The organism is Frankia sp. AgB32 (assembly GCF_023243045.1).
Lineage (GTDB): Bacteria > Actinomycetota > Actinomycetes > Frankiales > Frankiaceae > Frankia.
On the sequence record NZ_JALKFX010000058.1, the window covers coordinates 1 to 13,912 of the forward strand.

Sequence of the window (13,912 nt, forward strand, 5' to 3'; positions counted from 1 at the left end):
CCCCGCCCGCGCGCGGCCGGGGGGGGGGGCGGGGGGCGGGGGGGCGTCCGCGGGGGGGGCCGGGGGCGCCGGGCGGCGCCCCGCGGGGAAGGGCGGCGGTGGTGGGCCGGGGTGGGCCTGCGGCCACACGCGTGGGTGTTCGGTGCCGGGCGGTGGCGCTGCGGCGGGCGAGCGCCGCGGGCGGGACGTCCGGACCGGTTCGGTCGCGCGATCCTCGCCGCCGGTGCCTCCCCCGGCAGGCGTCTGCCAGCCGCCGACACCGGGCCGGCCAACACCGGGCCGGCCAACACCGGGCTGGCCGGCGCCGGGTTGGGTGACACCGGGTTGGGTGACACCGGGCGCGCCGATACCGGGCTGGCTGCTGTCAGCCCTGCCGTCGGGCGGCACCCGGCGACCGGAGTCCGGCCGACGATGGCCGGGCCGGCGGCCCGCGTCGGACACCCCACCCACCTCCGCCGCCGATCATGATCGTCGTGGACAGGCCAGCCGTGCCAAGGGCGCGTCGCCGTCTCCGACGGGCCCGGCCGCACGGCAGGACGGTGCAGCGACACCATCCAACCAGCACGTCACTGGCCGGCCAGCATGGCCCTGTCCCACCAGCATGACCCTGCTCGCGAACAGGCGGTAGACCGCCGGTCGTCCCGGTGACGACGTCGCGGCCCGCGCGGTGCGGCCCGCGCGCACCGCGCAGTTCGTCCCCAGGTCGGGTGTTACTGGGCCACGGCAGGGGACCATCGCCCAAAGGCAACCCCCCACGAGCAAAGGGGACTGTTCCGGCGGCGTGGCCGACCGGATGTCGGATGGACGAAAGCGAGGTCGACGACAGTGGACAGGGCGAGTCTGCGGATCGAGATCACCGGCGAGGTCTTCCTCCTGCGTTCGGAGGTCACCACGGTGGGTCGCGGACCAGGGGTCGACGTACCACTTGCCGATCCCAGCGTTTCCCGCCTGCACGCCGAGATCGTGCGTAGGGGCCCGTACCTCTATGTGTGGGACCAGGGACTGTCCCGCAACGGCACACGGGTCAACGGCCGCCCGGTCGGACGACGGATCCTCCATCACGGCGACGTCATCCGGTTCGGTGCCGCGGGCGTCCGGCTCCATGACACCCGGCCGCTCATCGAGCTCACCATCTCCCCCGCGGCGCCGCACCTGCCCGAGCGGGACCTCACCGCCGAGCTGCGGATGCCGGATCCCCCCGACCTCACCCGCCGGGAGTGGGATGTGCTGCGGGCACTGTCCCGACCCGCCGGGGCACCCGGGACCTTCGTCATCCCGCTGTCGACCCGGCAGCTGGCGCAGGATCTGGTCGTCACCGAGGGTGCGGTGAAGCAGCACCTGCTTCGCCTCTACCGCAAGTTCGACATCCCGCCGGGGCCGAACCGGCGCGGCCGGCTGGCGAACGAGGTGCTGCGGCTGGGAATCGTGCGCGCGGACCCCGTGGAGTCAGTCCAGCCGTCCTGATTCTCGCGCTGTTCCGGGGCGGCGCCGAGCCTGCCCACCTGCGGACGGGGACCTATATCACATGCCGATCCGGCATCGGGGACCTGACCTGTTCGGGCACACCGGGAACACAATCCACAACACCCCCAACTGTGCACGTCGTGCACCCTTAGGGCAGACTTCCGGCCGCGGTGCCCAAAGAGAGGAAGCTCGACGTGGCAGACGATTCGCCTCACAGCAAGAAGCTCCAGGAACTGATGTTCAGGGCCTGGGAAACCTTCGGTGACGCCCGACACCTGGACAGCGATGACCGCGTCTTCGTCCAGGCACTGGCTCGCCAGACGGCCGACCGTATCTCGGTCCTTTACGGCGAGAGCTGGCGTGACGCCCTCGACTGGGTTGCGCAGCGGTACGTGCCCACGACCGACACGCCCGGCGGTCAGGCCCCGGCTCCCGCCCCGGCGACGACCGCGAACGGCAGCTCCGGAAGCCGGCGCGGCTCAGCGGCCGCGGAGGCGAGCGCAAACGCCTGAGTTCGGGCACCGGGCCGGAAACCGATCGGCAGGTCCGGCCCGGTGCGCCCAACTCAGTGCGCGAAGTGGCGAACTCCGCTGAAGTAGAGCGTCACCCCGGCCTCCCGGGCGGCGGCGATGACGAGTTCGTCGCGCACGGACCCGCCCGGTTCGACGACTGCCCGCACCCCGGCCTCCGCGAGCACCTCGAAACCGTCGGGGAAGGGGAAGTAGGCGTCGCTCGCCGCGACCGCGCCCTTCGCCCGATCGGCCGCGCGGGTCACCGCGAGACGCGCCGCGTCGACCCGGTTGACCTGCCCCATGCCGACGCCGACGGTCGCGCCGTCGCTGGCGAGAAGTATCGCGTTGGACTTGACCGACCGCACCGCACGCCAGGCGAAGCGCAGGTCCGCCAGCAGCGCGTCGTCGGCGGGCGCGCCCGCCTCCAGGGTCCAACCGGTCGGCTCGTCGCCCGGTTCCTCGACCGCGTCCCGCGACTGGAGCAGCAGGCCGCCGCTGATCTGCCGCAGTTCCACCCCCCGCTGGTGCGGCGGCGCCGGGCACTCCAGCAGCCGGATGGAGGGCTTGCGGGAGAGGATCTCGACGGCGCCGGGCTCGTACGCCGGCGCCACGACGACCTCGGTGAAGATCTCGGCGATCTGCTCGGCGAGCTCCACGGTGACCGGCCGGTTCGTCGCGATCACCCCGCCGAACGCCGAGACCGGGTCGCAGGCATGCGCCTTGCGGTGGGCCTCGGCGATCGTCGTGCCGACCGCGATGCCGCAGGGGTTCGCGTGCTTGATCACCGCGACGGCCGGCTCGCTGAAGTCGTAGACGGCCCGCCGGGCCGCGTCGGTGTCGGTGTAGTTGTTGTACGACATCTGCTTGCCGTGCAGCTGGTGCGCGGTGGCGAGGCCCGCGGTCCGGTCCGCGCCGGTCTCGACGTACAGGGCGGCCCGCTGGTGCGGGTTCTCGCCGTAGCGCAGCACGTCGGCCCGGTGCCACTGGGCGGAGAGCACATCGGGCCAGCCGGTCTCCCGGGCGATCTCGTCGGGGGCGACGGCGCTGGCGAACCACGAGGACACCGCCACGTCGTAGGCGGCGGTGTGCGCGAACGCCTTCGCCGCGAGACGGCGCCGGGCTGACAGGTCGTAGCCCGGGCCGCGGACGGCCTCCGCCAGCCCGGCGTAGTCCTCCGGCGAGACCACGACGGCGACCGACGCGTGGTTCTTCGCGGCCGCGCGGATCATCGTGGGGCCGCCGATGTCGATCTGCTCGACCGCCTCGTCCTCGCTGGCGCCCGCGGCGACCGTGGCGGCGAACGGGTACAGGTTCACCACGACCAGGTCGAACGGCGCGATGTCGAGATCGGCCAGCACCGCGGCGTGCTCGGCGTTGCGCAGGTCGGCGAGCAGGCCGGCGTGCACCCTGGGGTGCAGCGTCTTCACCCGGCCGCCGAGCACCTCCGGGAAGCCGGTCACCGTGCTGACCGGCGTCACCGGCAGGCCATGCCGGGCCAGCACCTCGGCGGTGGAGCCGGTCGAGACCACCTCGACCCCGGCCGCCAGGAACGCCTCGGCGAGCACGTCCAGACCGCTCTTGTCGTAGACACTGACCAGTGCCCGGCGCAGCGGCCGCCGGCCGGTGGGGATCACCTCCGCCGGATCGGCTCCGTGGGCGGCTTCGCCCTGGCTGGCCACGGCTTCGCCCGATGACGTCATGCTTCCTCCTGGACGTGAACATCTGCCGGTACCTGTTGCTCGCCCGGCGCGCCCCCCGAACGAACGATCTGGGCGATCGTCGCGACGAACAGCCCGCGCTCGACCGCCTGGATCCGCGCCCGCAGCGCCTGCTCGGTGTCGCCCGTCTCGACCGGGACCGCCGCCTGAGCGATGATCGGCCCCGTGTCGACCCCCTCGTCGACCCAGTGCACCGTCACGCCGCTGACCTTCACGCCGGCCGCCAGCGCGTCGCGCACCGCGGTCGCCCCCGGGAAGGCGGGCAGCAGCGACGGATGGGTGTTGATGGTCGGGAAGCGGCCGATGACGCGCGCGCTGAGGATCTTCATGTAGCCCGCGAGCACGAGCAGGTCGGGCTCGAACGCGGCGACCCGCGCCGCGGTCGCGACGTTGAAGGCGTCGCGGTCGGGATGGTCCTCGAGCCGCTCGGTGAAGACCGGGATGCCGGCAGCCGCCGCCCGCTGCCCCGCGCCGGTGCCGTCCCGATCGGTTCCGACCGCCACGACGGTCGCGCCGAACCCGGGATCTCCGGCGGCGTCGAGGATCGCCTGCAGGGTGGTTCCCGCCCCGGAGGCGAGAACTACGATGCGAGCAGACACAACCACACTCCGTAACCAAAACTGGGCGTAACCGCACCGGACGACGCCCGCGGCCCGCGAACATCGAAGATCCGTCGGCGGGCGCCGACCGACGGCGACCCGCAACCGCCGACGCGCCCGAGGCCACGGGCGCAGGCCAGCGATGGTGACGGGTCCGACTGTACTGGCAACGCCCGCCCTGTACGCCCCTGTCCGCCAGGCTCCACCGTCCCACGCCGACCCGGGTGCATGCACGGTTCGCGGTCCGGGAGGTCACCGGGCGGCTCACGCCGCCGGCACCCAGCCGGCAACCAGCCCGGCCAGCCGTTCCTCGATCTCCGCCGCGGACGGCCGGTCGGGCGTCCAGGGCGAGGCCAGCGCCGCCGCCACCGACAGCAGACCGGCGCATCCGTCCTCGTCGCCGGACGGGCATCGGCAGGCCGCCGGCTGCCCGCCCTCGACGCCGCCGTCCACGCCAGGATCGAGCTCGCCGAAATCGGGTCCGTCCAGCAGATCACCCGGTCGACACAGATACAGCTCGGCGAGCCGCGACAGCACGGCCGCCGACGGAGCCCGCCCGCCCTTCGCCGGCCAGCTCTCCCAGTACGACCAGGTCTTGCCGGTCTTGGCCGAGCCGGCCGCCGGCCAACGCTCGTTCCACTGACGGGCCGCCTCCTCCTGCGTCCAGCCGTGCGCGAGCCGGAACGCCACCAGCGCGCCGAGACGATGCCGCCGCTGCAACCGGCGGGCGATGCGGCGGTAGGACCAGCCCAGCTCGCGCAGGTGGCTGGCCTCGACTCGGATATGGGCGACCGCGACCGGCACGACGACCTCCGTGAGGATGATCCGCTACGGGGTCACCGTAATCGCCGGCTCCGACAGTTTCCGTCGCCGGCCGCGCCGCGCCTGCCGGGCCGCTGCCAGCCCGGGCAGCCTCAGTCGGTCCGGCGGGAGGTCCACGCCGTCCGTCGGGAAGCGGGCAGTGACATCCGGCGACGCCAGAAGGACGGCTCCGCGTCCTGGGCCAGAAACGGCCGTTCGGCCCGTCTCGTCGCCAGGTCGATCCCACCGACCAGCAACAGCCCGACCAGCGTGACCTCACCGCCGGCCAACAGCCCGCACTGCCACGCGGCCGCCGGCCCGTAGTGCCCCTCGACGCCGCCGACCCGGCCGAGGGACTCCTGGCAGGCGAGACACACCAGAATCCCGCAGGTGGCGCCCGCGACCAGCACGGCGGTCAGCCGATCGCGCGACCGGCCACCCGCCGCCGCCCGATGCACCATGAATCCGCACACGATGCCCGCGACGATCGGCACCACCAGGAGCAGCGGCCAGCCGGGCCGCGGCAGCGCGTTCGGGGGCAGGGCGGCGAGGATCGGCAGATCCGGCACCGTCCCAGGATGGACGACGTCAGCCCGGACCAGCCCGGGGCCGGTGCGGAATCCTGGGCCGAGGGCGTAGGAGAGCGCCCACAGCACCAGGTTGGGCACCAGGGCCAGCTGCGTCGCGGCGAGCCCCAACCCACCGAGGACGCCGACGTCGAGCGCCCGTTCGGCCCCGGCGACCTCGGGCAGCGTCGCGGCGATGACCAGCGCGACCCCGAAGGAGGCAGCGGCGACGAGGGCGGCGAAAGCACCCGCCCCGCACAACAGAGGGGTGCGTAGCCACCCCGGCAGTGTGCGCCAGGCGGCCCGCAGCCGATGCCGGCCGGCGAGGGCGCCGAGCAGCGCCGCGGGCAGGCCGAACGCGACCGTACCGATCGCGGCCGACAGCGGCGCCGGCTGGGCCGGCCCGGAACGCACCACCAGGGCGATCAGCACCACGAACGACGTCTGGGCAACGACGACCTCGACGACGTCCAGCGCCACCGCACGCCAGGGAACACCGGTCGGTGGACCCGGCCGCCGGCCGCCAGCCGCGCCCTCGCCCGGCCGCTCGGGGCCGGCGCGAACCGCGGAGTCCGCGGCATCGGCGCCGTCCCGCGCGGACGGGCCGGTCCGGCCAAGCAGGACACCGCCGGGGCGCCCCGGCAGCGGGCCGGTCCAGGCGGGCACCGCGGTGGCCCGCCGGTGCGCCGCGCTCATCGCCGCGGCCAGCGGAAACAACGCGAGACCCAGGGGCCGCAGGGAGATCACCCCGGCAGAAAGCCGCAGGGTGGTGCCGTGCGCGACAAGCCACAGATCGGCACCTACCCGCATCGCGGCGCCGGGCCCGGTCGAGGAGCCGGTGTCCGCGCCCCACACGATCAGGACGACGACCTCGATGAACACCAGGCCGGCGGCCGACGCGGCGATCGCCGCCACCGCCGGCCGGCCAGCCCGGGCCCACACGCGGTCGAGCAACGGTCCGGCGGACCCGGGACGGTGGAAGGCGGGCACGGTAGGACGCTCGCACGCGGTCACCCGCCATCCGGGACAACACGCCGTCCGAAGCCCGAGAAATCACTCGCGTCCGAAACGTCCCTCTCGGGGGGCGCGTGGATCAGGCAGTCGGACGGCGAGCGGAACCCGCGGGCGAGGCAGGCTCCGCCAGGCGGCTGACCCGACCGGGAGAGCCGACCTGGCCAAGAGAGCCGACCCCGACCGGAGATCAGTGGAGATCAGCCGCGAAACCGCTTTCCGGAACGGCTACTGGCCATACCCGGGCGGGGGCTGCTGGCCGTAGCCCGGCTGCTGCTGGCCATAGCCTCCGCCCTGCGGCGGCTGACCGTAACCCGGCTGCGGCTGGCCGTAGCCACCCCCGGTGGGCGGCTGGCCATAGCCACCGCCCTGCGGCGGCTGACCCTGACCCGGCTGACCCTGACCCGGCTGCTGGCCGTACCCACCCCCGGTGGGCGGCTGGCCGTAGCCACCGCCCTGCGGCGGCTGGCCGTACCCCGGCTGCGGCTGGCCGTAGCCCTGCGGCGGCTGGCCGCCGTAACCGGGCTGCTGCCCGTATCCACCCGGGTTGCCCGGCGTCGGCTGCTGGCCGTAGGGCTGGCCGTAGGGCGCCTGGCCGGGCTGCCAGCCGGTTGGGGTGCCGGGACCGCCGGGACGGCCGCGGCCGGGGATGGGCGCTCCGGCCGCCAGCGCGGCGAGCACCCCGAAGACCGTCTGCACGATCGCGGCGATCAGCGCGAGGTAGAACCCGACGCTCGGGCCGGCGTCGACGCCGGACGGCACGCTCGGGAACCGGTACCACCGGATGAGCAGGAGAACTGTGGCGAGCGCCGAGACCCCCGGCAGCGCCCACAACCACGAGACCGGACCGATGTCCGGGATGGTGAAGTTCGCAAAAATCCGCGCGGCGAGCAGACCGGCGACCACGAGGACCAACAACACCGGGAACCAGGAGTTGAAGCCGAGCCCCCAGCCGTTACGGTGCAGACTCGAGCTACGCCCGAAAAACGAGATGCTCACCGAGTACCACGGCAGGAAGCTCACGATGAACATGACCGCACCGGATGCGATCACCCCGATGTCATTGGTCGCAACGTTACGACCGCCGATCTGTGCCACGACGGTAACCCCACTTCGTCAGGTCGGTCGGCGATCGACATCACGCGCCGACACGCCGGGGCAGGAGTCTGACAGTTGACGGGAGATGAGGGAAGACATCCGCATCCCTCATTCCCGACAACCCATGACCCCTGCGCCATCCGCCTGACGAGCCGCCGCAGTCCTCGGAGCCCATCAGGCGGACAGGTCTACAACGACCGCATAATGTCAGCCATCAGCCGGGCGGTCTCCGACGGGGTCTTGCCAACCCGCACGCCCGCCTTCTCCAGAGCCTCCTTCTTCGCCTGCGCGGTGCCGGAGGATCCCGACACGATCGCGCCCGCGTGGCCCATCGTCTTGCCCTCCGGCGCGGTGAAGCCGGCGACGTAGCCGACGACCGGCTTCGAGACGTGCGCCTCGATGTGCGCCGCTGCCCGTTCCTCCGCGTCGCCGCCGATCTCACCGATCATCACGATCGCGTCGGTGCCCGGGTCGGCCTGGAAGGCGTCCAGCGCATCGATGTGGGTGGTGCCGATGACCGGGTCACCGCCGATGCCGACGCAGGTGGAGAAGCCGAACTCGCGCAGCTCGTACATCATCTGGTAGGTCAGCGTGCCGCTCTTGCTGACCAGGCCGATGCGGCCGCCGGGGGTGATGTCCGCGGGGATGATGCCGGCGTTGGACACGCCCGGGCTCGCGATGCCGGGACAGTTCGGCCCGATGATCCGGGTCGTGCCCTTGGACTGGCTGTACGCGAAGAACTCGGTCGTGTCGTGGACCGGCACGCCCTCGGTGATGACCACCGCGAGCCCGATGGCCGCGTCGATCGCCTCGATCGCCGCGTCCTTCGTGAACTTCGGCGGTACGAAGATCACCGAAACGTTCGCGCCGGCCTGCGCCATCGCGTCGGCGACGGAGCCGAACACCGGCACGCCCTCGACCTGCTGGCCGACCTTGCGCGGGTTGACCCCGGCGACGACGTTCGTGCCCGCCGCCAGCATCCGCTTCGTGTGCTTCGCGCCTTCGGAGCCGGTGATGCCCTGCACCACCACCCGGCTGTTCTCGTCAAGCCAGATAGCCATCGGTCTGTTTTCCCTTCGCCCTGGTCAGGCCGCAGCCGCGGCGAGCTCGGCAGCGAGCTTCGCCGCGCCGTCCATCGTGTCGACCGGCTTGACCACCGGGAGGTTCGCCTCCGCGAGGATGCGACGACCTTCCTCGGCGTTGTTGCCGTCAAGGCGCACCACCAGCGGGGTGGTGACGTCCCCGACGATCTTCAGGGCCTGGATGATGCCGTTGGCCACGGCGTCACACGAGGTGATGCCACCGAAGATGTTGACGAAGACGCTCTTGACCGACGGGTCACCGAGGATGATCGACAGGCCGTTCGCCATCACCTCGGCGGACGCGCCGCCGCCGATGTCGAGGAAGTTCGCCGGGCGCTTGCCGCCGAACTCCTCACCCGCGTAGGTCACCACGTCCAGCGTCGACATGACCAGGCCGGCACCGTTTCCGATGATCCCGACCTCGCCCTCGAGCTTGACGTAGTTGAGGCCCTTCTCCTTGGCCCTCTGCTCCAGCGGGTCCACCATGGAGACGTCGACGAACGCCTCGTTCTCGGGGTGGCGGAAGTCGGCGTTCTCGTCGAGGCTGACCTTGCCGTCGAGGGCGATGACGCGGCCGTCGGCGGTCAGGATGAGCGGGTTGACCTCGACCAGGGTGGCGTCCGACTTCACGAAGACGGTCCACAGCTTGGCCAGCAGCTCGCTGGCACCGTCGAGCGCCGACTCGGGAAGCTTCGCGGCGATCGCGATCTCGCGGGCCTTGGCGGCGTCGACACCGGTCAGCGGGTCGATCGGGATGCGGGCCAGCGCCTCCGGGTTGGTGGCGGCCACTTCCTCGATCTCCATGCCGCCCTCCCGGGAGGCCATGGCGAGGAAGGTGCGGTTGGCCCGGTCCAGCAGGAAGGAGGCGTAGTACTCCTCGGCGATGTTGCTCGCCTCTTCGACGAGCACCGAGTGGACCGTGTGGCCCTTGATGTCCATCCCGAGGATCGCCGTCGCCTTCGCGAAGGCGTCGTCCGGTCCGTCAGCCACCTTCACGCCGCCGGCCTTGCCTCGGCCGCCGGCCTTGACCTGAGCCTTGACGACCACCTTGCCGCCGAGTTCGGTGGCGATCGCTCGCGCCTCCTCGGGAGTGGTCGCGGTCTTCCCGGTGGGTACCGGAACGCCATGTTCGGCGAACAACTTCTTCGCCTGGTATTCGAAGAGATCCACGGTCCGTCCAGTCGGATGCGATCGTAACGGGGATGGGTTTGAGTAGGGCTGCACAGAACGCCTGAGAGCCTACTGACGAGCTGGTTACGGCGCGCGTCACGCGCAGCGCCGAGGCGGTCGGCCAGCGACGCCGGCGGCGGCCGCCCACGGAGCTGGCAGGACCCACCAAAGGTGCCATCCGCAGTGCACGGAAGATCTGACACCCTCGGCAGACCCATCGATACGGGACAAATGAGGTGGCAGATCGCTCGGGTCGACCTGTCGACCGCCCGGGTACGGCACGCCCCCGCGTACGAGATACAACGCTGAGCGTGACCACGGTCGACGCTTTCGGAAATCCGCGTGTCCGAAGTCACGGCATCAGCCGGCGAAGGTATGCCGGAAATCACAGGGCAACAACACCGATCGTGGTCGGCCTTCCGGCTGTTTCACGGGACGTACGGCATTCAGCGTAGGGCCAGAACGACCAGCAGACTGGTGGCCGTCAGCCCGATACCGGTCCAGCCCAGCCCGATCCCGATCGTGGCGAGGCGCCTCCCCCGCTGGTTGTGCTGCCGGATCTGCGCCCGCGCCACCGAGCCGACGACCACGGCGGCCACGCTACCCACTCCGAACAGCCAACCCAGGGCCAGGACGACCGACAGCAGTGCGCGGCCGTTGAGCGCCCGCTCCGGTGGCGTGGTGGGCGGGAAGCGCCCCGCCCGCCCGCCTTCCACCCGCAGCAGTCCGGCCGGCCCGCCCGGCCGCGCGGGCGGCGGCGCCCCCGGCGGGCCCGGCGCGGGCCGCGGGGCGGTGTCCGACGCCGAGCGGTGCACCGTCCTGCCCGCCGCGACGGGGGCCGGTGCCGCCGGCCTGGACGGCGCGGGCGGCAACGCGGCCCGCGTCGGCGGAGACGGCAGCCGCCGGGCCGCCGGCATGGGTACCGAGGTGGCCCGCGGAACCGGCGTCGGCGGGCGAACCTCCGCCGCCGGCGGCACCCGGGTCGCCGGAGTGATCCGGGCCACGGTCGTGTTCCGGGTCGGCGGGGGCCGCCGGGCGGGCGTCCGGGCTCGTGCGGGCACTGGCGGGTGCGACAGCGACGTCGGCCCGCCGGCCTGGCCCGCCGCTGCCGGGGCCTCTCTCCCGGTGGGTCCGCCCGCGGCGGCCCGCTCGGCCGTGGCGCCCGGCTGGCCCGATCCCTCGGCCGGGCCGGAGCCGGCGGTGGCGGCGGGCCGGACCCGCGCCGCAAACGCCGACGGAAGCGGCGGCCTCGACTGCGGCGCCCGGTCCGGCGGCCGGATCGTCGCCTCGCCCGGGTTGTCCCGGCCGGCAGCCTCCTCCCCGGGCCGGCTTCCCGCGGACGTCGTACTTCCCGTGGTCGTTCGCTCGGTGGGGCGGCGCTCCCGCTCCTCCACCCAGCCGTCGTCCGCCCAGCCGTCGTCCACCCAGCCGTCGTCCGCCGGCTGGGGGCCGGGGCGGGGCGCGGGGCGATGTCGGACCGGGGCCCGCGGGTCCGGGTCGTCGGTGTCGTAGCTCCAGCGCGACACCACCGAGTCCGACGCCGGCGGGTTCGTGGGGCGGGCGGCGTCCGGCTCTTCCGGCGCCCGGACGGGCCGGGGTGGCTGCGAAGGGTGCGGCGGCAACGGCGTCAGCCGGGAGTTCGGCAGGGGCGGCGGGGGCGGAATCGGGGTGGGTGGCGGCAGCGTGGGCCGGAAGGCGGCCGCGGGCGGCGGCGTCCCGACCGGCCATGGCGCCCGGGCTGGACCGGGCCCGTGCACGACCGGTGACCAGCCATCCGCGGCGGCGGCGTCGCGGCCACCATCGCCGGGGCCGGGGCCGTACGACTCGGATCCGGGCAGCATGGTCACGCTCTCGGCGGCCGCCTGCCCGGCGCCGGTCCAGGTCTGTTCGAGCACGTTGCCGGCGGCGGCGTCGGCCTCGGTGACGCCCTCGACCTCCCGTCCGACCAGGGCGGCGAGCAGAGCGGCGGCGGTCGGCCGCTGCCAGGGTGTCTTGGACAGCGCCCGCGACACCGCCGTCAGCAGGTACGCGGGCAGCGCGTTCAGGTCAGGGGTGTCCCGCTGCACGCGGAGCGCGAGCTGGTCGGGGGTGTCGGCGTGGAACGGGTGGCGGCCGGTAGCCGCGTAGGTCACGCAGTTGGCCCAGGCGAAGACGTCCGCGGAGGAGTCGGAGGTCTCCCCGCGCATCTGCTCGGGCGACATCCAGGCCAGTGTCCCGATCACGTGGCCGGTGCGGGTCAGGGTGCTGCTGTCGGTGAGGTGGGCGACACCGAAGTCGATGACCTTGGGTCCGTCCCAGGCCAACAGGATGTTGGACGGCTTGAGGTCGCGGTGCACCACACCAGCGGCATGGATGGCGACGAGCGCGTCGGCCAGCCCGACCGCGAGTCCCCGGACGAGGTGTCGCTCGAGGCGGCCGCGGGCCCGGACGGCCTCGGCCAGGCTGATGCCCTCGACGTACTCGGTGACCATCCAGGGCGCCGGCGCGTCGGTGTCGGCATCGAGCACGGCGGCCACCGCGTGGCCCCGCACCCGCAGCGCGGCGTGGACCTCCCGTTCGAAGCGCCGACGGAACTCGGCGTCCTCGGCGAGTTCCTCGGCGGCCACCTTGACGGCGACGGCGCGCTGGTCCGGAGCGAAGCCGAGGTACACGGTGCCCATGCCGCCGGCGCCGATCCGGTTCTGCAGCCGATACGGGCCGACCTGGCGGGGATCGTCCTCCAGCAGCGGTGTGAGCATCACTCTCCTCACTCCGCTGTTCTCGCGGGTGCGGCGTCCGCACCCACCCACACAGCGAGATGTGAACAAAAGGGTATGTCGCTCGCTACCCGGAGGCAGTCCGCACAATACGTCACATAATTGCCTCTCCATCGGTGACGACGGATCGTTTGAGCATCACCCGCGAGGCGTCGCGTGAGCCCTTCGACGCGGCGTGTCCTGTGCCACCGCAGCGGGTGGCACAGCCACACCGGCGCCCGCGGACCGCAAGATGCGGACATGAACAGTGACAGCCGATCCGGCGCCGACACGGCCGCTGACTGGCGCACGCCGCTGCTCGCCGGCATCACGCTGCGCCCGGCCGCCGACCGGACCACCAACCGCCTGGGCTGGCCGGACTACGACGGACGGTCGGCTCTTAGGTGGGGCGACGGCGTGATCGTGGGGGTTCCGGCCGTCGCGGCGGTGTGGGACTTCGCGGTACACGGCGGCAGCTTCGGTGAGGAGGACGCCGCGGCCTTCGCGGCCGCCGCCGCCGCGGCGCTCGCGACCCGGCGCCCGCTCGTCTCCCTGCTACGCAGCGGCGGCACCCGACTGCAGGAGGGCGTCGCCGGCCTGGTCGGGCTGCCCCGCGCAGCCCTGGCGCTGGCCGCGCTCGACGATGCCGGGATCGGCCATCTCGCCGTGGCCGACCAGCCGACCACCGGCGGCGTCTGGGTGACCATCGGCTCGCGCAGCGACCTGCGCTGCGCGGTCACCGGGGCGACGGTGGGCTTCACCGGCCCCCGCGTGGTCGAGGCGATGACGGGCACCCCGCCCCCCGCCGACAGCCACCACGCCGCCTCGGCGTTCGCGGCCGGGCTCGTGGACGCGATGCCCAGCCCGGCCACCGTCGCCGACTGGCTGCGCCGCGCCCTGACCGCGCTGGCGCTCTCCGGACCGGACCACCCGACCCGCGGGACCAGCCCCGCCCCTGCCGGCGACGCATCCCGCCCCCCGGCGCCGCCGCGGGGTGCCGCTCAGACCGGCACCACCCGGTCCGGCTGGGAGCAGGTCCAGACGGCCAGGACCGCCCCGCGGCCCGATGGCGCCACCCTGGTCCGGACGCTGCTGCCGGACGGCGTCGACCTCGTGGGCGCCGACCGCGGCGTCGCCGCGCGGGTCGGCGCGCTGC

The 13,912-nt window shown here is 73.5% G+C and carries 11 protein-coding genes and 1 pseudogene; 4 read left to right on the top strand and 8 right to left on the bottom strand.

Features of this window, described 5'->3' with window-relative positions:
- The 3 genes and pseudogenes from MXD60_RS17515 to MXD60_RS17525 all read left to right on the top strand — a co-directional run.
- Positions 1-468 (top strand): annotated as a pseudogene (locus MXD60_RS17515) (hypothetical protein); the annotation flags it as partial.
- 357 nt (positions 469-825) lie between these two features.
- Entirely contained in the window at positions 826-1,464 is a 639-nt protein-coding gene (locus tag MXD60_RS17520) for an FHA domain-containing protein (protein WP_248820389.1), read from the top strand.
- A gap of 194 nt (positions 1,465-1,658) precedes the next feature.
- On the top strand, positions 1,659-1,976 hold the full coding sequence (locus MXD60_RS17525; RefSeq protein ID WP_248820390.1) for a hypothetical protein: 318 nt from the start codon (positions 1,659-1,661) through the stop codon (positions 1,974-1,976).
- Positions 1,977-2,029: 53 nt separating this feature from the next.
- Here the strand turns inward: MXD60_RS17525 and purH are convergent, their stop codons facing one another.
- The 8 genes from purH to MXD60_RS17565 all read right to left on the bottom strand — a co-directional run bounded on the left by purH (position 2,030) and on the right by MXD60_RS17565 (position 12,759).
- Complete coding sequence (gene purH / locus MXD60_RS17530; protein WP_248820391.1) at positions 2,030-3,676, bottom strand: bifunctional phosphoribosylaminoimidazolecarboxamide formyltransferase/IMP cyclohydrolase; 1,647 nt, start codon at positions 3,674-3,676, stop codon at positions 2,030-2,032.
- Positions 3,673-4,293: a phosphoribosylglycinamide formyltransferase gene (purN, locus tag MXD60_RS17535; RefSeq protein WP_248820392.1), complete on the bottom strand. Its 621-nt coding sequence runs from the start codon at positions 4,291-4,293 to the stop codon at positions 3,673-3,675. Before purN ends, purH begins: the two co-directional genes overlap by 4 nt.
- A 264-nt stretch (positions 4,294-4,557) precedes the next feature.
- Entirely contained in the window at positions 4,558-5,097 is a 540-nt protein-coding gene (locus MXD60_RS17540; RefSeq protein WP_308222520.1) for a helix-turn-helix domain-containing protein, read from the bottom strand.
- A gap of 110 nt (positions 5,098-5,207) precedes the next feature.
- Positions 5,208-6,674: a cell division protein PerM gene (locus MXD60_RS17545; protein ID WP_248820393.1), complete on the bottom strand. Its 1,467-nt coding sequence runs from the start codon at positions 6,672-6,674 to the stop codon at positions 5,208-5,210.
- 225 nt (positions 6,675-6,899) lie between these two features.
- A complete protein-coding gene (locus tag MXD60_RS17550; protein WP_518468157.1) occupies positions 6,900-7,724 on the bottom strand; it encodes a hypothetical protein in 825 nt (274 codons plus the stop codon).
- A gap of 233 nt (positions 7,725-7,957) precedes the next feature.
- On the bottom strand, positions 7,958-8,830 hold the full coding sequence (gene sucD, locus MXD60_RS17555) for a succinate--CoA ligase subunit alpha (protein ID WP_248820395.1): 873 nt from the start codon (positions 8,828-8,830) through the stop codon (positions 7,958-7,960).
- Between the two features lie 24 nt (positions 8,831-8,854).
- On the bottom strand, positions 8,855-10,021 hold the full coding sequence (gene sucC / locus MXD60_RS17560) for an ADP-forming succinate--CoA ligase subunit beta (RefSeq protein WP_248820396.1): 1,167 nt from the start codon (positions 10,019-10,021) through the stop codon (positions 8,855-8,857).
- 446 nt (positions 10,022-10,467) lie between these two features.
- Positions 10,468-12,759 carry a protein kinase domain-containing protein gene (locus MXD60_RS17565; RefSeq protein WP_248820397.1) on the bottom strand — a complete coding sequence of 764 codons (2,292 nt, stop codon included), beginning with the start codon at positions 12,757-12,759 and terminating at the stop codon, positions 10,468-10,470.
- Positions 12,760-13,017: 258 nt separating this feature from the next.
- Between MXD60_RS17565 and MXD60_RS17570 the strand changes: the two genes are divergently transcribed.
- Positions 13,018-13,912: carboxyl transferase domain-containing protein (locus tag MXD60_RS17570; RefSeq protein WP_283098536.1), on the top strand; the 895-nt coding region annotated here is incomplete at its 3' end.